At 39.7% G+C, this 22353-nt stretch carries 16 protein-coding genes; 8 read left to right on the top strand and 8 right to left on the bottom strand.

The window, feature by feature from the left end; all coding sequences use genetic code 11:
* Positions 1-122: 122 nt before the first annotated feature.
* Complete coding sequence (gene lpdA / locus JWR23_RS10600; protein WP_299515934.1) at positions 123-1526, top strand: dihydrolipoyl dehydrogenase; 1404 nt, start codon at positions 123-125, stop codon at positions 1524-1526.
* 66 nt (positions 1527-1592) lie between these two features.
* Here the strand turns inward: lpdA and JWR23_RS10595 are convergent, their stop codons facing one another.
* A complete protein-coding gene (locus JWR23_RS10595) occupies positions 1593-2450 on the bottom strand; it encodes an alpha/beta hydrolase-fold protein (RefSeq protein WP_299515932.1) in 858 nt (285 codons plus the stop codon).
* Between the two features lie 144 nt (positions 2451-2594).
* Here JWR23_RS10595 and JWR23_RS10590 point away from each other — a divergent pair, with 144 nt between their 5' ends.
* Positions 2595-4268 (top strand): glycosyltransferase family 39 protein, encoded by a 1674-nt coding sequence (locus JWR23_RS10590; protein ID WP_299515930.1) that lies wholly within the window; start codon positions 2595-2597, stop codon positions 4266-4268.
* A gap of 3 nt (positions 4269-4271) precedes the next feature.
* On the opposite strand, the gene JWR23_RS10585 is transcribed toward JWR23_RS10590, so the two are convergent.
* A complete protein-coding gene (locus JWR23_RS10585; protein ID WP_299515928.1) occupies positions 4272-5552 on the bottom strand; it encodes a HAMP domain-containing sensor histidine kinase in 1281 nt (426 codons plus the stop codon).
* A gap of 1 nt (position 5553) precedes the next feature.
* Entirely contained in the window at positions 5554-6225 is a 672-nt protein-coding gene (locus JWR23_RS10580; RefSeq protein WP_299515927.1) for a response regulator transcription factor, read from the bottom strand.
* A gap of 107 nt (positions 6226-6332) precedes the next feature.
* Here JWR23_RS10580 and JWR23_RS10575 point away from each other — a divergent pair, with 107 nt between their 5' ends.
* The 5 genes from JWR23_RS10575 to JWR23_RS10555 all read left to right on the top strand — a co-directional run bounded on the left by JWR23_RS10575 (position 6333) and on the right by JWR23_RS10555 (position 13719).
* Positions 6333-6977 carry an HAD family hydrolase gene (locus JWR23_RS10575; protein ID WP_299515926.1) on the top strand — a complete coding sequence of 215 codons (645 nt, stop codon included), beginning with the start codon at positions 6333-6335 and terminating at the stop codon, positions 6975-6977.
* An 87-nt stretch (positions 6978-7064) separates the two neighbouring features.
* Positions 7065-7724: an MBL fold metallo-hydrolase gene (locus JWR23_RS10570; RefSeq protein ID WP_299515924.1), complete on the top strand. Its 660-nt coding sequence runs from the start codon at positions 7065-7067 to the stop codon at positions 7722-7724.
* A 207-nt stretch (positions 7725-7931) separates the two neighbouring features.
* Entirely contained in the window at positions 7932-9335 is a 1404-nt protein-coding gene (locus JWR23_RS10565; protein WP_299515922.1) for a TolC family protein, read from the top strand.
* An 18-nt stretch (positions 9336-9353) separates the two neighbouring features.
* Positions 9354-12608, top strand: a complete 3255-nt coding sequence (locus JWR23_RS10560) for an efflux RND transporter permease subunit (RefSeq protein WP_299515920.1) — start codon at positions 9354-9356, stop codon at positions 12606-12608.
* On the top strand, positions 12589-13719 hold the full coding sequence (locus JWR23_RS10555) for an efflux RND transporter periplasmic adaptor subunit (RefSeq protein ID WP_299515918.1): 1131 nt from the start codon (positions 12589-12591) through the stop codon (positions 13717-13719). Before JWR23_RS10560 ends, JWR23_RS10555 begins: the two co-directional genes overlap by 20 nt.
* Positions 13720-13727: 8 nt before the next feature.
* Here JWR23_RS10555 and JWR23_RS10550 read toward each other — a convergent pair whose 3' ends face one another.
* Genes JWR23_RS10550 through pyrR form a run of 4 tightly spaced genes read right to left on the bottom strand, consistent with a single transcriptional unit; the run spans position 13728 to position 17944 of the window.
* Positions 13728-15029 (bottom strand): BNR repeat-containing protein, encoded by a 1302-nt coding sequence (locus JWR23_RS10550; protein ID WP_299515916.1) that lies wholly within the window; start codon positions 15027-15029, stop codon positions 13728-13730.
* Between the two features lies 1 nt (position 15030).
* The gene (locus tag JWR23_RS10545) at positions 15031-16461 is read right to left on the bottom strand and encodes a serine hydrolase (protein ID WP_299515914.1); all 1431 of its coding nucleotides are present in this window, start codon (positions 16459-16461) and stop codon (positions 15031-15033) included.
* Positions 16462-16472: 11 nt separating this feature from the next.
* Complete coding sequence (locus JWR23_RS10540; protein WP_299515912.1) at positions 16473-17399, bottom strand: aspartate carbamoyltransferase catalytic subunit; 927 nt, start codon at positions 17397-17399, stop codon at positions 16473-16475.
* Positions 17399-17944, bottom strand: coding sequence for a bifunctional pyr operon transcriptional regulator/uracil phosphoribosyltransferase PyrR (gene pyrR / locus JWR23_RS10535; RefSeq protein ID WP_299515994.1), 546 nt, complete (start codon positions 17942-17944; stop codon positions 17399-17401). Before pyrR ends, JWR23_RS10540 begins: the two co-directional genes overlap by 1 nt.
* 357 nt (positions 17945-18301) lie before the next feature.
* On the opposite strand from pyrR, the gene JWR23_RS10530 reads away from it, so the two are divergent.
* Positions 18302-20257, top strand: coding sequence for a tetratricopeptide repeat protein (locus JWR23_RS10530; protein ID WP_299515910.1), 1956 nt, complete (start codon positions 18302-18304; stop codon positions 20255-20257).
* A gap of 219 nt (positions 20258-20476) precedes the next feature.
* Here the strand turns inward: JWR23_RS10530 and rpsA are convergent.
* Positions 20477-22353: 30S ribosomal protein S1 (rpsA, locus tag JWR23_RS10525; protein WP_299515908.1), on the bottom strand; the 1877-nt coding region annotated here is incomplete at its 5' end.

The following is a 22353-nucleotide window of genomic DNA, read 5'->3' as shown; positions in this document are numbered from 1 at the left end:
ATGTTTTTTATTATTTCTGTGCGATAAGCGGCTTTTTTTATAATTACTAAGTCAACTAATCACTAATAAACCAATCTCTAATTGCTATTTTACTTAACTTTGCGCCACAAAAAAGTACTACTATGCAATATGATGTTATCGTTATAGGTTCTGGTCCGGGTGGTTATGTAGCCGCTATACGTTGTGCCCAGCTTGGTTTAAAAACAGCTTGTATTGAAAAATACGCTACTTATGGAGGCACCTGCCTAAATGTGGGCTGTATTCCTTCAAAAGCGTTATTGGATTCGTCCGAACATTTCTACAACGCCGGCCATGCTTTTGCAACACATGGCATCAATCTAAGCAATTTAAAGGTTGATATAGCCCAGATGATGAAGCGTAAGGTAGATGTAGTAGCCAAAAACACTGCGGGCATCAGCTTTTTATTTAAGAAGAATAAAATAGACGGTTATCAGGGCATGGGGTCTTTTAAAGATAAAAATACCATCATCATTACTAAAGAAGATGGTACTATCCAGGAAATAACCGGCACAAACATCATTATTGCAACCGGTTCAAAACCATCAAGCCTGCCATTTATTAAGATAGATAAGAAACGTATTATAACCTCGACAGAGGCATTGTCTCTTCCCGAAATACCTAAACACCTTATATTAATTGGCGGCGGTGTTATTGGTTTAGAATTGGGCTCTGTTTATGCGCGTTTAGGTGCAAAGGTGTCTGTAATTGAATTTATGGATGGCATTATTCCAACTATGGATAAAAGCCTGGGTAAAGAATTACAAAAGGTATTACAAAAACAAGGCATGGAGTTTTACCTGGGCCATAAAGTTACCGGCGCTACGGTAAAAGGTAAAGAAGTAACCGTTACGTTCGATTCGCCGCAGGGCGAAAAGAAAGAGCTGAAAGGCGATTATTGCCTGGTAGCTGTTGGCCGTATTGCTTATACCGATAGTTTAGGATTAGATAAAATTGGCATCACCGTTGAAGAGCGCGGCCGTAAAATTACTGTTGATGGGCATATGCAAACCAGCGTTAAAGGTGTTTATGCCATTGGCGATGTGATACAAGGCGCAATGCTTGCTCACAAAGCCGAAGATGAAGGCACTTACGTAGCCGAAACCATTGTAGGACAAAAACCACACATTAATTATAACCTGATACCGGGCGTAGTTTATACCTGGCCGGAGGTTGCGGCAGTGGGCCAAACCGAGGAGCAGTTAAAAGAAAAGGGAGTAAAATATAAAACAGGTTCGTTCCCATTCCGGGCAAGCGGTAGGGCGGTAGCCAGCGGCGACCTGGATGGTTTTGTAAAAGTACTGGCTAATGCCGCTACTGACGAAATTTTAGGCGTACACATGATTGGCCCGCGGGCCGCGGATATGATAGCCGAAGCTGTTGTTGCCATGGAGTACCGTGCCAGCGCCGAAGATATATCACGCATTAGCCACGCGCATCCAACCTATACCGAAGCCATGCGCGAAGCTTGTTTAGCCGCTACAGATAACAGACCGATACATATTTAAATTTGAAATTTGTGAGAGACTTATGATTATTAGAAATTTCGATTTCTAATAATCATAAGGTAAGGCCTAAAACTGATGAAAAGCGTCGGACACAAACTCTAATACTTTCGGTAATGATGTGCGCCAGTAGGTCCAGGTATGGCCGCCGTCACGTATCCTGAATTCATGTGGTATTTCTTTTTTGCGCATAGCGATATGTACCAGCGCATTCCCTTCATATAAAAAGTCATCATCGCCATCATCAATATACCAGCGCACAGCTTTCTTTTGGCTATCGGGCATGTTGTTTACCAGTGCTAATACGCTATGGCGGTTATAATAATTAGTTATGGTTGAATCTGCCAGGTTAGGATTGTTTTTTGTGTAAGTTTTACGCGCTTCGTCCAAAGTAAATGGCCCGACTGACGCACTTAACGGACATGCAGATGAAAATAGTTCAGGGTGATGCAAAGCGTACATAAATGTGCCGCCGCCACCCATAGACAAACCAGCTACCGCACGCGAGCGTTTGTCAGTTTTAGCACGATATTTCTTTTCTATAAAAGGTATCAGTTCCTGAAAAAAGAAGTCCTCATAGTTCCAATCGCCTTTAATATCGTTAAAGTAGCCACGGCGACCGGTATTGCCATCAGGCATTACAATTATCATAGGTGTGGCTGTGCCATCAGCAATGGCTTTATCAGTAATATTTAACACCTCGCCAAAGGTCACCCACCCGGTTTGGTCATCGCCCGATCCATGCAATAAATATAACATGGGATAGGTGCGGTTAGATGTCTCATAATCGGGTGGTAAGTAAATGGCGAATTTGCGGTCGCTTTTTAATATTTTGCTGGGTAAGCTCAGGTTGTCAAAAACTTTACCGGTTTGCGCAAAAGTTATAAAAGGAAGTAGCAATGCTATTAATACAAGTGATTTCTTCATTGTGTTTAATTGGTTAGGCCAATAGTTGAGGATCATTGACCCGATAAATTTAATATAAAAAATTAAATTTAACCAAGTCATCTCTCCCTATCGTTAGAATTGACATTAGCGGATATTCAAAATCTCATTACCTTTACGCTATAAATGGCTAAACAAACCGATGCACTCTATATCCGCTGGCTGTACATTTTTATAGGCATTGCGGTTGCTGTAAATTTTAGCGCATTATTTGTCCCCATAACCGGCCCGGATGGCACATTATATGCCTCAATAGCCAAAACTATGGTGCAGCGCAATAATTATGTGGAGCTGTTTGCATATGGTAAGGATTGGCTGGATAAGCCGCATTTTCCGTTTTGGGTAACCGCGTTTTTCTTTAAATGTTTCGGGTTTAAAACCTGGGCCTATAAGCTGCCTGCTATACTTTTTTTGTTGATGGGTGCGGTTTATACCTATTTGTTTGGCAAGGCGCTATATAATAAACAAATTGGCTTATGGGCCGTACTGATATTGCTTACCGCGCAGCATATTATCCTGTCTAACAACGATGTACGTGCAGAGCCTTATTTAACCGGGCTTATTATAGCTGCCGTTTATCATTTTTACAGGGCACATACCGGTAATAATTATTGGCATTTATTATTCGGCTGCCTGTTTACTGCCTGTGCCATCATGACCAAAGGCATGTTTGCCCTAATACCAATAGGCGGGGCCATTGCAGGGCAATTTATAATAACCAAACAATGGAAACAGCTTTTTAATTTACGATGGCTCATTGCCGCTATATTGATATTGATCTTTATCCTGCCCGAACTTTATTGCCTTAACCGGCAATTTGACCTACACCCGGAAAAGTTAATATTTGATAAGCATAATGTATCAGGCATAAGGTTCTTTTTTTGGGATAGCCAGTTTGGCCGGTTTTTTAATACCGGACCCATTAAAGGCAATGGCGACCCGACATTTTTTGTGCATACTACGCTATGGGCGTTTTTGCCATGGTCTGTTTTATTGTTTGTGGCGATATTCCGGTTCATAAAAACCGGTATTAAACATGTACAGACTACAGAGTGGTATTGCTTATGCGGATCATTATTAACGTTCTTATTATTCTCTGCCTCAAAGTTTCAGTTGCCGCATTATTTAAATATTGTATACCCATTCTTCGCTATTATAACAGCGCAGTATTTATATAATGCGCGGCTTCCAAAAAGTGTAAAGGCTATCCGTATTACTCAAATCATCATTATAATTTTGCTGTTGTTGGTGATAGGGGCGCTGCACTATTTTTATCAACCCGATACATTTACAGTTACCATTGGTGCTTGTTTAATGATACTGTTTATTACATTGCTTTTTTTACCACAGGTTATTACTGGAGATGTTATCCGCAGGATAGTTTTACAAACGCTATTAGCATCATTCCTGATTAATATATATCTGAATCAGGTGTTTTATACTTCGTTATTGCACTACCAGTCAGGCAGCGAAGCCGCTGTTTGGATTAACCAGCATAATCCGCAAAAAATGCCGGTGGTACAGGTAAATGATGATTATGTATCGGCGATGAATTTTTATATTGAAGGGCCAATAACAACAATTACCGATGGTACTGCGCTATATCCAACAAAACCATTTATGCTATATGCTACCGCTGATTTTGTTAAAAGTATTTCAACCGCAAGATGGGGAGTACAACCGCTTAAAACATTTAAGCGCTATTGGATAAGCCGGTTAAAACCCGCATTTTTAAATAGAGCCACAAGGGAGAAAGAATTAACAGAAATGGAAGTAGTTATTATAACACCAATTAAATAAATCCTAAAACGCTATTTTAAAAGTGTGAAAAGGTGCTTCAAAAACATATTCGAGGTTATAATTATACTGGCTGCAAATATTTTTAGCTATAGTTAACCCCAGGCCGGTACCATCAGAACTTTTGCCTTTTTTAAATCTTTCAAAGATCTCAGCATTATTTAGCGCGCCGCTTTCGCCGGTGTTTTGAAATATGAGCTTATTATTGGTAAGCTTTATAGATATTTTGCCATTTGTTTGGTTGTGTTTTATGGCGTTGTTAAACAGGTTATTAATTAGTATTTCAATTAAATACCTGCTTGCAGTAATTTCCTTGTCCTCAAGCACATGTATTAATTCAATACCTTTATTTTGAGTAAGCTCCTGGAACTGGTGCTCTTTTTCAAGTATTACATCTTTCAAGTTAAAGGTAGCATTGTCCTGTATCAGGTCATTATCAATTTTAACCAGCAATAAAAGTGATTGGTTTAAGCGCGAAAGCTTATTGGTTGCTGCATATATATCAGTAATCTGGGCAAACTGTTCGGCCTTTAATTTTTCATCCTGTATTAAAGTATCCAGTTTCGAAGTAATCACCGCGATAGGGGTAAGCATTTCGTGCGATGCATTCTCAGTAAAAGTTTTAAGGTTTTGATAATCATTTTTAACCCTTGATGACATAGTTATCACCGCATCATTTAATTCCTTAAATTCATCTATATTAGTTTTACTTAAATTAAGGGTGTTGGTATCAGCAACATTAAATGCTTTTAATTGCTGTAAAATATGGTAAAAAGGTTTCCATAAACCATTAAGCATATATTTATTGGTTATAGCCAGTATAATCAATAAAAATACAGTAAGCCCTAATGTAATAATAATAATTAACTGGGTTAAGTGCTTTGAGCCTTCTTTAGATTGAGCTACAGTTAATATATAGTTATTACCCTTTACTGAAATTAGCGCCTTTACTGCTCTGCCGGGTTTAATCTTATATTTTATGCCCCTGTTTTCGCTATCAGTGTCTCTTTGCGCCACATGATACGGAATATCATAAAAGCTCTTTTCAATTAATTTTTGATCTGTTTTAGTAAGGGTAGTTTGATCTCCGTTAAAATCAAGCTGTTTGGGCAGGCGTTGATTAAGATTTATATAATCTGTTATCTCATCCAGTTCTTCTGTCAGATCGCGGTCAAGCTGTTTGTTAACAATATAATTTATTGTAGTGTAATAAATAAAACCCGCAATAAACAATACTAAAAAAGTAATAATCAACGTAGCCTTATTATATTGTGAAGCTAACTTCATTTTATAAAAATTTGTAGCCTACCCCGTAAACAGATTTTATGTAATCCTTTTGCGCGGCTTCCATCAATTTTTTGCGGATGTTTTTAATATGGGTATAAATAAAATCAAAACTATCAACCAAATCAATTTCATCGCCCCATAAATGTTCGGCAATGGCGTTTTTTGATATAACTTTTCCTTTATTGGCTATAAAATATAATAGCATATCATATTCTTTACGGGTAAGTATGATGTTTATTGAATTAACTTCAACATCGCGTGCAAGTAAGTTTACACTAATTAGGTCGTAGTTTAATGTGTTTGTTGTATTAAAAGCCTTTCGCCTGAAGATGGCATCTATTCTTGCTTTTAACTCGGCCAGATGGAACGGTTTGGTCAGGTAATCATCAGCCCCAAGGTTTAACCCTTTTATTTTATTGTCTAACGAGTTTCGTGCCGAAATTATTAATACACCTTCATTTTTACCATTCGCTTTTAAATGCTCCAATAAAGTAAAACCTTCGCCATCAGGCAAGCCAATATCCAGCAATATACAGTCATATTGATAAAGTGTAACTTTACTGATGGCAGCTGCCAGGCTGCTGCAGCTTTCACATATAATTCCCTCAACGGTAAAATACCGTTCTATACTTTCCCTAAGACCTTGCTCGTCTTCTATTATCAGCAGCTTCAAAAATATATTTTTTTATAAATATAGCAATTGAATTTGAGGAAAATTTGAAGTAAACATGATGATAGAAAAACTGCCCGTTAATAAATAAATTCTATTTTTGCCGCTCTATGGATATTACACTAAAAAACAAATACGACAGCATTATTTTCGACCTGGATGGTACACTTTGGGATAGCTCGGCAAATGTTGTGCTGGCCTGGCAAGGAGCCAAAGAACAAGTAGATTATATTAAAGAAGATTTTACCCAGCCTATGATACATTCCATTACAGGAATGACTTACAAGGCTATTTTTGAAACCCTGCTTCCGTATCTTACCAACGAACAGCGCGAGGATTTTAAAGCTATAGCTTCAAAAAAAGAACTGGAAATTTTATATGAAAAAGGCGGCGAGCTTTACCCGGGCCTGGAAGAAGCTCTGCAATACCTGGCTGATAAATACAAGCTATTTATAGTTAGTAATTGCCAAAGCGGGTACATTGAGGTGTTTTTTAAAATAAGCGGTCTGGAGCATTACTTTATTGGTCACCAATGTTACGGTACTAAAAATATGCCTAAAGCCGATAATATAAGAGATATTATAACCGGCCATAACCTTAGCGCCCCGATTTATATAGGTGATACAATGGGTGATTATAATGCTGCCACAAAAGCAGGTGTGCCGTTTATTTTCGCGGATTATGGATTTGGTGTGGTTGAGGAGGATCAGGTAGCGACGATTTCTAAGTTGAGTGAGCTGGTAGAAATACTGTGATTGAAAATTGATGCTCCGTTAGGAGCAAAAACGTCGATAGAAAACATTTCCTGATACCTACAGTTATTTTATAAATCATATACGGTTATGGAAATTTCAAAATATCTGCACTCCTGTTTGGTGTTTGAGCTGGACGGGCACAAGCTATTATTCGATCCGGGTAAGTTTACTTTTGCCGAAGGTATGGTAACGCCTGATATGTTTGCTGATGTAAACAGCATAATTATTACCCATATACACCCCGACCATTTAGATGCCGAAAATCTTAAAAAAATTGCCAGCCTCAGCGGCGCGCCCATCTATACCAATTCGCAAGTAGGTGAGGTTTTGCAAAAAGCAGGTATTGCACACACAGTTTGGCACGACGGTATACATTATGCCGGGCCTTTTAAATTAGAGGCAATAGCAGTTATTCATGAACCTATATTAGATAACCCGTTACCACAAATGACAGGTTTTATAATTAATGATAAAGTGCTGCACCCAGTGGATTCAATGGAAGACGCGCTATTAAATTATAAAGGAATCGAACTATTAATAATGGTAACCATGGCGCCTTTTGCCAACGAACTGCGCATAACCGGTTTTGCCGATAAACTACAACCCAAACAAATACTGCCTGTTCATGACGGCTACGCTAAAGAGTTCTTTATTAAGCAACGGTATGAAGCCTACAAGAAGCACTTTGATAAACAGGGTATAAAATTTAATGAGATCTATAAGTTAGGTGATAGTATTACTATTTAACATAACTAATTTCACATTTTGATCTGTATTAATACCAAATACCGATCCGGAATTTAGTTCATTTAATTACCTGTCATGTTAAATTCCCATAAAATTGGGTAAAAATCTCACTTATCCGTCAGTTTATAGCGATAATCTTGTTACATGGCGAAAATTTAGTTTATACAATCAACTAATTTTTAAATTTGTTGCACGTAACACCACGGTATGTTCAACACTATTTCTAAATATGCCTTATTAGGTATTTTTTGTATTTTTTTTGTATTCAAGGTAAATGGTCAGCAAAAGGTATTAAGCCTTAAAGAAGCAGAACAGATAGCGCTTGCTAATTACGGCACTATAAAAGCTAAAGCCAGCCAGTTAAACGCGTCAAAAGCTTTTTTAAAAGAAACACGTACCGAAGCCCTGCCCGATCTGAACGTTTCGCTGCAACAGGATTATGGTACCGTTAATGGCACAACCGGGCCCCTTTTTGGGTATCATGGTTTGGCCGTATCTTCATCTGGGCCAACTTTACCTAATCAAAATTATAATGCTGCCTTTGGTTCGCTATACGTAAGCAACATTAACTGGGACGTTTTCGCGTTTGGTAAAGCCAAAGAAAGGGTTAAAGTGCAGGGAGCTGTGGTGGCCCTTAATGAAACCGACCTGGTACAGGAACAGTTTCAGCACCAGGTACGGGTAGCAAGTACATATTTAAACTTATTGGTAGCACAACAATTAAGTAAGGCACAAGAAGATAATTTGTACCGCTCCATGCAATTACAAAAGGTTGTGATTGCCCGTGTACGTAATGGTCTAAATCCGGGTGTTGATTCTTCTCTGGCAAATGCCGAGGTATCAAACGCCAAAATTGCTTTAACCAATGCACAGCAAATAGTACAAAATCAAAGTAACCAGTTAGCGCAGTATTTAGGTATTACACCGCAAGATTTTGTGTTAGACAGTACCTTTGTAAGCAAGGCGCCGCCAAAACCTAATGCAATCTCAACGGTAAGTTTAGATGATCATCCCGAATTACGCTACTTTCGTAACCGCATTGGTGTAAGCGATGAGCAGGCAAAATATTTAAGCACATTCAGCTATCCTACATTCAGTTTATTTGGTGTTTACCAGGGCAGGGGGTCGGGTTTTAAATCAGATTATGGCACTAACCTGAGCAATTACAGCACAAGTTATGGCGCCGGTATACAGCCTACGCGGTATAATTATTTATTAGGCGCTGCGGTAATCTGGAATATCACCAATCCGTTTAGGGTGCATTACCAGGTACAATCACAAAAATACACATCAGATCAATACCGGAACGAATATGAGCTGGTTGGCCAGCAATTACGCGACCAGCAACTGCTTGCCGAAATCCGGATAAACAATGCCCTGAAAAACTACAATGAAGCACCGGTTGAAGTAAAAGCCGCTACAGATGCATACAATCAAAAGTTTGCTTTATATAAAAACGGTTTATCCAACATTGTTGATTTTACGCAGGCGTTATATGTACTGAACCGCGCCGAAGTTGACAGGGACATAGTGTCAAACAACGTTTGGCAGGCGGTATTATCAAAAGCTGCGGCAACCGGCGATTTTAGTGTGTTTATGAATAATTTTTAATAAGATACAGGTATAACAATGGGAATGATAAAAAGTGCGCTTAGAAGACCAATTACCGTACTGGTTATAGTAGCGGGGCTGTTTTTCTTCGGTATTAGCGCGATACGAAGTATTAAGATAGATATTTTCCCCGATCTTAATTTGCCTGTAATTTATATTTCGCACCCATATGGCGGTTATACACCTAACCAAATGGAGTCGTACTTTGGTAAGCAGTATGTTAACTTACTGCTATATGTATCGGGCGTAAAAAGTATCGAAACCCGTAACATAACGGGGTTAACTCTTATTAAGCTAACCTTTTACGAAGGTACCAATATGGCCCAGGCCGCTGCGGAGGTGACGGCTTATACCAACAGGGCGCAGGCCTCTTTCCCGCCCGGCTCGCAGCCACCATTTATATTAAGATTTGATGCTTCTACACTTCCGGTAGGTCAGTTGGTGTTGACCAGTGCTACAAAAACTAATAATGAGTTATTGGATCTGGCCAATATTTATGTTCGATCATCATTTACCTCTATACCTGGTTTAGTTGCGCCTGCGCCGTTTGGTGGTAACCAGCGTACAGTTTTAATAAAGATTGACCCCGAACTATTGCGCTCACATAATTTAACGCCCGATCAAATAGTTACAGCCCTGCGCGATAACAATCAAAATACACCGGCGGGTAACGTGCGTATAGGCGATTATAATTATCTGGCACCTGCTAACACCAGTATGAAAAAGGTGGCAGATTTTGGCGATATTGCTATCTATAAGAATGGCATACAAACCGTGTTTTTACGTGATGTAGCAACTATTGAGGATGGGGCTGATATAACTACAAGCTATGCCCTTATCAACGGCAAACGTTCTGTTTACTTGCCTATTACCAAATCTGCTGATGCTTCTACCTGGGATGTGGTACAAAATTTAAAGAAAGCCATACCACGTTTCCAGGCCTTATTGCCTGAGGATGTTAAGATATCTTACGTATTCGATCAATCTGTTTATGTTATAAACGCCGTAAAAAGTTTAGCCGAAGAAGGTGCTATAGGCGCGGTACTTACCGGCTTAATGGTTTTGATGTTTCTGGGAGATAAGCGCGGTGCGCTAATTGTAATATTAACTATACCAATAGCTATTATAGCGGGTATATTCTTCTTGTCGCTTTTCCATCAAACAATAAACATCATGACGCTAAGCGGGCTTTCGCTGGCAATTGGTATCCTGGTGGATGAATCGACGGTGACGATTGAGAATATTCACCAGCACTTTGATATGGGTAAACCCAAGGCTTTGGCTATCTGGGATGCCTGTAAAGAAATTGCGTTCCCTAAGTTGTTGATTCTGTTTTGTATCCTTGCAGTATTTGCGCCTGCCTTTACCATGAAGGGTATTCCGGGCGCGTTATTCCTGCCTTTGGCATTGGCAATTGGTTTTTCCATGATAACTTCATACCTGCTGGCCCAAACCTTTGTACCCGTAATGGCCAACTGGATAATGAAGAATGAGCATGAAGATAAAAGCCATGCTGATGGTTTTGCTTTGGATGATGAGGGTGAAGCATGGGAACAAAAAGAACTCGCCATAAAAAATGCTACACAAACAAATAAAAAATTAAGCCGGTTTGATAAATTCAGGCTTCGCTTTTTGCGGCTGATGGATAGGATGATGCCTAACCGGAAGATCATAGTAATAATTTATGCGGTTGCAGCCTGCGGATTAGCACTCCTGCTATTAAATATCATAGGGCGGGATGTATTGCCAAAAGTAAATTCGGGCACGTTTCAGGTACGTTTGCGTGCGGCAGATGGTACCCGTTTAGAGCGTACCGAAGCCATTACCCTTAAAGCACTGCATATACTGGGCGAGTTGGTTGGAAGGCAAAACATTGAAGTAACATCTGCAATAGTAGGTCAGCACCCGGGGCAATTTTCAACCAGCCCTATTTATTTGTTCATGGCTGGTCCGCAGGAAGCGGTATTGCAGGTAAATTTAAAAGAAGATTATAAAGTAGACCTTGATGAACTTAAAGAGAGATTCAGGGCCGCTATGAAAAAAGAGCAGCCGGGTATAATGCTTTCTTTTGAGCCTATTGAGCTTACTGATAAAATTTTGAGCCAGGGATCGCCAACACCTGTTGAGGTGGCTATATCCAGCAAAAATAAAAAACAGAATGTTGAATTTGCCTTTAAGGTATTAGATAAGTTAAAGAAAATACCTTACCTGCGCGATGTACAGATAGGACAGTCTTTTAAATATCCTACCATAAATATTAATATCGACAGGCAACGCGCCGCTCAGCTCGGAGTAAGCTTAAATGATATATCGCGCTCATTGGTGGCTTCAACCTCGTCATCCCGCTACACCGAGAAAAACGTATGGCTGGATGAAAAAGTAGGCTTAAGCTATGCGGTACAGGTACAGGTACCCGAATACCAGATGGCCAGTTTGAATAATATCCGCGAAATACCTGTACTGGCTAACCAGGCAAGACCGGTATTAAGTGATGTGGCCGATATAACTATCGGCACAACTTATGGAGAAAATGATGATATTGGTGCCATACCTATGCTATCGGTCACCGCTAATTTAAATGATAAGGATTTAGGCAGCGCGACGGATGATGTGCAGAAGGCTATCAAATCATTAGGTAAACTACCACGCGGTTTAACTGTAGAGCCACGCGGTTTAAGCACAACGTTAACTGACACACTTGATAGTTTGCAAAATGGATTATTAGTTGCGGTTATTGTGATATTTTTAATGCTCGCGGCTAATTTTCAATCATTTAAAATGTCATTCGTGGTGTTATCAACCGTGCCCGCGGTACTGTTTGGGTCATTGTTCCTGGTAAAATTAACGGGGGCCACATTGAACCTGCAATCATACATGGGTATGATTATGTCCGTTGGTGTATCCATATCCAACGCCGTATTATTAATAACCAATGCCGAAGAATTACGCAAGCATAATGGTGATGCTCTAAAATCTGCCCGTGAAGCAGTAGCTTTACGTTTAAGGCCGGTATTGATGACCAGCTTAGCCATGATTGTGGGTATGATACCGATGGCATCCGGAATAGGAGAAGGTGGCGACCAAACATCACCATTAGGTCGTGCCGTTATTGGTGGATTATTAGCCTCTACCTTTGCAGCCTTGTTAATATTGCCGCTGGTTTTTGCCTGGGTACAAGGTAATACCACCACCGATTCTGTTTCCTTAGATCCCGAAGATAAAGAAAGTAAATTTTATGTACCCCAGCACCATCATGAACATATTGAAACATAGATCAACAACAGCTATAGCCGTATTGGCTGTAAGCGTAAGCTTATTACTGGGCGCCTGCCATTCGGAAGAAAAAGGCACAGAAGAGGCAAAACAACAAAAAGAACAGCAAGACGCGGTTGATTTTCCATCCGTTAATGTAGCACCGGTAGAAAAAGGTAAACTAAGCTCGAGCATTGCTGTACCGGGCGAGTTATTGCCTTATCAACAGGTTGATCTGTATGCCAAAATAAATAGCTATGTTAAAAAGCTAATGGTTGATCTTGGCTCGCAAGTTCACGCAGGGCAATTGCTGGTAACTTTAGATGCTCCCGAGATCAATTCGCAATTAGCGGGGGCGCAATCAAGAATAAAGCAGCAGGAAGCTATATACTTTGCCAGTAAGGCAACTTACGATCGTTTATTAAGCACCAGTAAAATTCCAGGTACAATTTCACAAAACGATCTTGAACAGGCTGATGCGAAAAAAAATGCGGATTTTGCCAATGTAGAATCTATAAAATCAGCATATAAAGAAATATCATCCAACTTAGCGTATTTACAAATACGTGCGCCATTTGATGGGGTAATAACAACACGTAATATAAATTTAGGTGCTTATGTTGGCCCGGGCGGTAAAAATTCTGATCCGTTGTTTGTTTTGCAAGATCAAACCCGCTTACGTTTGGTAGTATCAGTACCCGAAAGTTATATAGGCGGTTTAAGCAATAAAAGCGAAGTTAAATTTACCGTACGCGAATTGCCCGGCGAAAAATTTACTGCCAAAATTGCCCGCTTAGCCGGCGCGCTTGATGACAGGCTACGTTCTGAACGTGTGGAGATGGATGTTTATAATAAAGGAAACAAACTACTCCCACATATGTATGCTGACGTGAATGTACCACTGCCATCACATGACAGTACCCTTATTGTACCAAAAAGCGCGGTAGTATCATCAACCGAAAAAGTGTTTGTGGTAAAGGTTACTAATCATCATGCCGAGTGGGTTGAAGTGAAAAAAGGCTTTCAATCAGGCGATAAAATGGAAGTTTACGGTAAGCTGAAAGCCGGCGATAAAGTAGTTAAAAATGCTACTGACGAGATAAGGGACGGCCAGCAGGTGAAGGATAATTAACAAAAAGGTTACGGTTTCCACTCCAGCACACTAATAGCGCTGGGTGGTATATCCTTTGTTTTTTCACCATCGCCTTGCTCAACATTTTGCAGGAACAAGTTTACCATTTTTTGTTGTTTCCACAACTCTGTATCATAAGTAGGTTCCCACATGCCTGCGCTTTCTTTGCTAATATTTTTTATAGTCCATTTACCCAGCTTTATATCATCGCAAATAGCAGCGGTTACTTTGTTTTGCTGCTCCTCGTCGCGATATATTACATAAGCTTTCTGCGCTTTACCTGTATTGTTTAGTAATATAACAGGCCTGGAAACAGGTATACGTTTAGTGCCACTTCCTGACAAACTAAAAGGTGTTTTACGATTGGTTATTCGCTGAGTTAGCCAGCCGGCGCCGTTATTATAGATCAATTGGTATTGCGGCACTGTAGCATCTGCAGCGCGCCAGTAAGTAACTATATAGGGATGTCCTGAATTATCCGCAGCCATTGAGGTAGTATTAATCAGCTCGCTTTTCTGTGGGATCCTGGCAGCATATTCGGCGTTCGCGATAGTAATAGGTAAACTGTATTTTTCGCCGGTGCTTTTTTCCCAGGTTTTACCGCCGTCTTTTGACTTTGCGTAACACATGTCATGATTAGTTTCTACATCACCGCTTTCGCGCCATACCCATGATAAATGAATGGTGCCGGCATTATCCACACAGCACTGCCAATAGGCATTGCGCTGGTTCTCGCCATTTATAAAAGCATCCTGAACTTGTTCCCATTTTTTTGTTTTTACATCATAACGATTCATCATCAGGTCGCCATTGCCTGATTGGCCTGTACGGTACAGGAATAGTAAGTTACCGTCTGTTAAATTGTAAAACTCGGGGTAGGTTACTTTAGTTTCTTTTAACCCGGTCATATTTAGTTTTTCACTTAGTTCTAACGAGCCGGGACCCAGGCTTTTGCAATAATTTAACTGGTTACCATGATGATCCCATGAAACATGCAGGTAACCTTCGCCATCAGCTATAATACTGATCGATCTATGTGCATCAGTAGCATCTCCTTTATAGGGCGTTGTGCGAAATTTCCACTTGCCAGATCCTATTTTATGTTTGGCTAATACCAACTGCTGCTGACCATTATAGTAAGCAATAAACTGGGTATCCCGATAGGTGGTTAATGAGTTATGCCTCATTATAACAGCATTTACAGAATTTTTTGCCCAGCCATTAGCCACATAAATGGTATGTTGAGCAAAGCTTACCGCAGAAAATAAGATTAAAAATACAAGCAGAAACAATCGTTGTGCTTTTACCATTTTATTGCAATTGTTTTAAAATGCTAACGCCCAATACGTCGGTACCCGGGCTGGCATTTGATAATATAATAACGGCAATATTTTTCTCTATGTTATAAGCAAGAAAACTACTACTGCCATAAGTGCCGCCATTATGAAAATAGTAGCTAACCCCATTCACCTCAATTATATGCCAGGCCAGGCCCAGTTTTGTATCCGTATTAAAGGTGATCTGATGGGTTAGCTCAAAAGCTTTGGATAGTTTACTGTCGCTTTTTGTCATATTAGCCTTTGCATATAGCAATAGGTCGTTAACTGTTGATCTTAGTGACCCGGCAGGAGCCAGCGCGTCAAAGTCCCAGGCAGGGGTTTGTTGCCCGTTATCGTCATAAACTGTAGCGAAGCGTGTGGATATCATGGGGGTCAAATGCTGTACCGTGCTTTTCATTTGTAATGGTGAGCAAATAATTTCCCAAACTAATTGTTCAAAGCCCTTGCCGCCTGCCTGTTCTAAAATAGTGCCCAGCAATCCTGCCGCTAAATTAGAGTAGGCATATTGTTCGCCGGGCCTGCTGTTTAGGGTGCATTTTTTCAGGTAGGCAAACAGTAACTGCTTATTGTAGTTTTTATAGGGATTTATTTTATTGTAGGGCCGTTGTGCAGAAAAGTTATCGGGCAAGCTTGGTAAGCCTGATGTATGGTTGCTTAAATTTAGCAAAGTGATGTTTTTAAGCTCAGGGTTGCGGGCTACAGAATCCGGCAAAAATTTGGTTATGGGGTCTGTTAAACTTATCTTCCCTTCATTAACATAATAAGCTAATAGGGTAGAGGTGAATGTTTTGGTAATAGAGCCTATTTCGAATATAGTATTTGTAGTGGGCAGGCGTTTATTGCCCCTTGTTGTTTCCCCATAATTATAGGTGCTAACTTTTCCATCTTTAATAATGCCGATGCTTAAGCCAACGGTATTTGCTTTTTGTATATACTTTCTTGCCTCTGCATTAATTTTTTTATCTATGTCTGACTTTAAGGGGTTGGAGGTGGCAACCGGTTCGGGCTTGGTAGCCGATTCATCTTTATAGGGTTGAAATAGGAACAGTTCTATTTTATCATCCTGATCAAGGTTCATGAGCAACTGCATAGTTACTGCATCAAATTGAAGTTTGTAAGTGGCTGTTTTGTTATTTACAAAGCTTAGCAGCGAATCCTTTTTTATTTCGCCCAATGGGAACAACTGCTGCGAGCAAATATCCCTAAATGCAGCCATGCTTAATGCTTTCCTGAAATTTGCGCCCGTTAAAGCGTATATCCCATCGGCATCTTTGGATTTGAAGTGTTTTTTAACCAGTGTTAATACAGAATCTGTTTTTTGTAGCCGCAGGCTTTGGGCAGACATGTTTAAAGATGCAAATATCCCAAACACAATAAATACTAAACTGCGTATAGGTTTCATACCGCTCAAATTTATGGGGTTTGCCCGGCCAGTAAATATAACACAGCCATACGTATGGCAACGCCATTTTCTACCTGGTCTAATATAATAGATTGCTTGCTGTCGGCAACATCGCTGGTAATTTCAACACCACGGTTAATGGGGCCGGGGTGCATTACGGTTATCTCTTTATCTAACGAGTCGAGTATTTGTTTGTTTAAGCCGTACAACATGGTATATTCACGCAGAGATGGAAAATACTTAATGTCCTGCCTTTCCAGCTGTATGCGCAGCATATTGGCTACATCGCACCAGTTAAGGGCCTTTATAAGGTTGTTTTCTACCTTAACACCTAATGCGCTGATATATTTGGGGATAAGTGTAGTTGGCCCGCAAACCATAACTTCGGCACCTAATTGTTTAAGGCATAAAATATTTGACAGTGCAACGCGCGAGTGCAAAATGTCGCCTACAATAACAACTTTTTTCCCGGCAACATCTCCATATTTTTCGCGTATAGAAAAAGCGTCGAGCAAAGCTTGCGTTGGGTGTTCATGGGCGCCGTCGCCGGCATTTACTATCTGGGCCTTTACATGTTTAGATAAAAAGGTTGCCGCGCCTGCATACGGGTGGCGCATTACCACCATGTCTACCTTCATGGCCAGTATATTGTTTACCGTGTCAATCAATGTTTCGCCTTTACTTACTGATGATGAAGACGCGGCAAAATTTACCACATCGGCTGATAAGCGTTTTTCGGCAAGCTCAAATGATAAGCGGGTGCGGGTAGAATTTTCAAAAAATATATTGGCAATGGTTACATCACGCAGGGAAGGGACTTTTTTTATTGGCCGGTTTAATACCGTTTTAAAATTATCGGCAGTTTCAAAGATCAATTGAAGATCTGTCGTGTTCAAATCCTTTATTCCTAATAAATGTCGTGTGCTCAGTCCTGCCATTATTTAACTTCCGATAATAAAACTATTTTATCTTCCCCATCTGTTTCTTTCCAGCTAACTACCACTTTTTGCGATGCAATTGAATCAACCTCTATGCCTACATAGTCGGCAGCTACCGGTATGTGGCGCGAGTAACGTCTATCAACCAGTGTTAATAGTTCTATCTTTTCGGGCCTTCCAAAAGCAAGCATGGCATCCATTGCTGCGCGTATAGTACGGCCTGTCCAAAGCACATCGTCTATCATAATTACTTTTTTGCCTTCAATAATAAAATCTATTTTAGTTTGATTGGGTACCAGCGGCGATTCGCGCCTGCGGAAATCATCCCTGTAAAAGGTAATATCGAGGTCGCCTTGTTCAATGATATTATCCGGTAATATTTTGCGAAGTTCTTCGGCTACACGCTTTGCCAAGTATATACCCCGGGGTTGAATGCCTATCAATACAGATCCTGAAAAATCATTATGATTTTCAATTAACTGACGACATAAACGCTGAATTGTGATTTGAAATTTTTGACCGTCGAGCAGCGTAAGGTTTTGCATCGTTTGGGTGGATTTGGGCAAAGGTAATAATTTTAGTGATTAGTTGAATAGTGATTAGATATTAGTGTATAAGTTATTCCCAAATTAGACTTGTAAGAATATAAAGTATTATTCCTTCTGGGAATATTTTATAAATTTATAGCGCTTACCTTATTTAACCAATAACATTGTGCCAGTACGTAACCGTTTTTACGAAAATTTATTACAATTTTTGTTTGGATTAATACTTATATTAATTATTGGCAATGTGATTATTAAACTTTTCGGTCTTTTAATTAGCTATTTTTTTTAAAATATAGCATTCAAATATGCTAAGATTATACAATGAGCTTTATACCTATTTACATACCCCCTGTTATGCCTAAAGCTATATATTTACTCTTATTATTTTTATTTTTAAGCTGTGCTGCCTTTGCGCAGCAATCAATCTCGGTTCTGCATTCTCGTCTTCGCGCAGAATCGGAGTCGGCAAAGATCAATACCTATCTGGAGATAAGTAAAATTTATGCAGCAGATCAGCCGGATTCCGCCGTGCATTATTGTAACCAGGCTATGAAACTGGCAGAGGGCCTGAGCGACCGCAATAGCCAGGGCCTGTTACTTATTGAATTGGGCCGCATTAATATTTTGCACCATCACGAAGAATTGGCAAGGAGGTTTATTAACGAAGCGCTATTCATATTCCGTAACCTGCATCAGTCTGAAGGTATAACCCTTGCTTATGACCAATTAGGATTGCTTGACGGGCAACAAAAAAATATAAGCGCTGCTATAGAAGACTTTGGCAGATCGATGGAGTTTTATAGAGATAGCCATGATAGTTTGGGCATATTGGAAACTTATAACGGGCTTGGAAAAGTATATGAGGAAAAAGGGGATATAGAAAAGGCACTTACTTATTACCTGCGGATATTGGTGCAATATGAACATCGGAAACTAAAGCCGGAAGCTTATTTTATATTGTTAGATCGTATTGGCCATTTGTATTTGAAAAAAGGCGACAGCCATACTGCACTCAAATATTTAGAAGAGGGCATACGAAATAGCAACACATCTTCTGAACGCGATACACAGATCACCATGTTAAATGAAGAAGGGAAGATATACGAGCAGGATGGACAAAAAGCTCATGCATTAGCCTACTACAAACAAGCACTATCAGAAGCGAAAAAATTTAACCAGCCGGAAGAACAGGCACAGGCATTAATAAATATTGCAGGGATATTAAAAAAGGGAAACTCAACCCAAAGTTTAAATGACCTGAAACGCGCCCTTAAGATAGCCGATAGCCTTAGGCAACCCCGTTTAGAAGCTACAATTTATGCGGCCCTGGCCGGTGTATATCAACAGGAAAAGGATTATAAAGAAGCTATGGTGGCCCTGGAAGAAAATCATCGCTTACTGGATAGTTTGCTGAATGCTGATACTACAAAAGAAATTGCAGCTATAGATAGCAGCTATGCTTTAGAAAGTTCAAGGGAAAAGATAGGCAATTTGCAACAAGTTACAAAAAAGGAAAAAAAAGAGCTGGATATGAGCCTGGCTATATTGATAGCGATCTTAGCGTTATTGGTACTTGCCTATTTGTATTTGATAAAGATACGGCGGTTAAATAAAGAGCTTAAAGCAGCTAATCAGGTTAAGGATGTCCTGTTCTCTGTAATAGGGCATGATTTAAAGGGCCCGGCGGGAAGTGCGGCACAACTCTTTGCCTTAATGGAAACCGAGGAGTTTACTGAAGCGGAATTAAAAAGCATGATCTCTGACCTGCGAAAACAAACCGAGGCATCATTTGAATTGCTGCAAACTTTGTTTGAGTGGGGAAGCGCCCAGTTGCAGGGAATTAAAGTACAGCCTAAAACGTTGAATGCAAAATCTATAATCTCTAAGAACATTCATTTGCTTTCAAGACAGGCAGAGATGAAAAATATTATTGTCAGTAATCATGTGCCTGAAAGAACCGAAATTATGGGCGACCTGAATCATTTTGATTTTATTATTCGTAATCTAATATCCAACGCTATTAAATTCACTTACGAAACCGGACGTATAGATCTGGATGCACAAAAAGCTAATGGTGAAGTAATTTTTTCTGTTAAAGATACAGGCATAGGTATGGGTCCAGATCAACAAAAACTGTTTTTAAAATCAAACCTCCAGGTCTCTTACGGTACTAAAGGTGAAAAAGGAAGTGGCCTTGGCTTGAGCCTAATCAAAGAGTTTCTTGAGGCAAACAATGGCCGCATATGGCTGGAAAGCACGCCCGGAAAAGGTACTACCTTTTATTTTTCTTTTCCAGCGGCAAAGCAATAACGTTAATCCTTACTGTTATTTCGAGCGTTAATTTGGGTATTTACAAAATGAATACAAAAGAACGTTGTTAATCTAAATCAAAAAATACCTGTATTGTTTTTGAGCGATAGCGGTAAATCTTATAGGTTTAGGCAAGGTCGTCGCGCAAGATAAGATAAGTCAAACAAAAAAGCCCTATCGAACAATCGATAGGGCTTTTTAAAAATATTTGGTTAAAGCTTATTTAGCTTCTTCTTCAGATTTTTTAGCTGCTGCTGCTTTTTTAACAGCAGCTTTAGTTTCTGCACCTTCCATTTGTTCTTTCAATTGGGCAAGTACACTTAAATCACCTAAAGTTGATTTTTCAACCGATTCTTTCACTTTCTTAACCGCGTTGTTAGCAGATTTTGCTTCTTTTTTACGGTTTTCAAATTCCTGTACACGAGCATCGGCACGAGCTTCTTCCCATATACGTGAGTGTGAAATAACTATACGTTTGTTTTCCTTGTTAAATTCAATGATCTTGAATTCAGCAACTTCTTCGCCTTTCAAGCTCTTGCCATCTTCTTTAACAAGGTGTTTGGTCGGCACAAAGCCTTCAACACCGTAAGGTAAAGCAACTATAGCACCTTTATCAGTTACTTTTAACACGGTACCTTCATGTATTGAATCAATAGTGAAGATGGTTTCAAAAGTATCCCAAGGGTTTTCTTCTAGTTGTTTGTGGCCCAGGCTTAATTTACGGTTATCAACATCAAGCTCTAAAACAATCACGTTTAATTTTTCACCTACTTTAGTGAATTCATTAGGATGATTGATTTTTTTAGACCATGAAAGGTCAGAGATGTGAATTAATCCGTCAATGCCGTCTTCCAGTTCAACAAATACACCAAAGTTGGTCATATTTTTAACTGTAGCTACGTGTTGTGTACCAACAGCATAACGTTCGGCAGCATTTTGCCAAGGATCAGGGGTTAATTGTTTGATGCCTAATGACATTTTACGCTCATCACGATCTAATGTCAATACTTGTGCTTCAATTTCGTCACCAACTTTCAGGAATTCCTGAGGATTACGCAGGTTTTGAGACCATGACATTTCTGACACGTGAATCAAGCCTTCGACACCCGGGATGATCTCTAAGAAAGCACCATAATCAGCAACGGTAACTATGCGACCTTTAACTTTAGAACCAATTTGCAGTCCTTCGTCAAGGCTTTGCCAAGGATGAGGAGTTAATTGTTTCAAGCCAAGAGCGATACGTTTTTTCTCGTCATCAAAATCCAAAACAACAACGTTGATTTTTTGATCCAATGCCAAAACTTCTCTTGGATGCTCAATACGGCCCCATGAAATATCTGTAATGTGTAATAAGCCGTCAACACCACCAAGGTCAATAAATACACCAAAGTCGGTAATATTTTTAACTGTGCCTTCCAATACCTGGCCTTTTTCAAGTTTGGCAACAATTTCGGTTTTTTGGTTTTCCAAATCGTCTTCAATCAGCACTTTGTGCGATACCACTACGTTTTTAAACTCGTGGTTGATCTTAACAACTTTGAATTCCATTGTTTTGCCCACATAAATGTCATAATCCCTGATAGGTTTAATGTCAATTTGTGAACCTGGTAAAAAGGCTTCAACGCCCATTATATCTACAATCAAACCACCCTTAGTTCTGCTCTTAACAAAACCAGTGATGATTTCATCATTGTCCAATGCAGAATTAATACGTTCCCACGATTTTTGAGTTTTTGCACGTTTGCGCGAAAGTACCAACTGTCCGTTAGCATCTTCCTGCGATTCAACAAAAACTTCAACGGTGTCACCGATCTTCAGATCAGGTGTATCACGGAATTCAGATACAGATACCAAACCATCAGATTTAAAACCGATGTTTAATACTACATCCTTGTTGTTAACATTTACAACTGTACCGGTGATGATTTCGCCTTTGGTGATAGAACTGAATGTTCCATCATACATTTTCTCTAATTTCTCACGGTCGCTGTCGCTGTAATTGCCAAATTTTTTCTCATCAGCATCCCAATCGAAATCTTCGTTTGCTGCTGTGATCTTTGATTTGATCTCCTCGATAGAGATTGAATCAGCTTCTG

It is taken from the genome of Mucilaginibacter sp., assembly GCF_028288205.1.
Classification (GTDB): Bacteria; Bacteroidota; Bacteroidia; order Sphingobacteriales; family Sphingobacteriaceae; genus Mucilaginibacter.
This window is presented reverse-complemented; position numbering and strand designations above follow the sequence as displayed.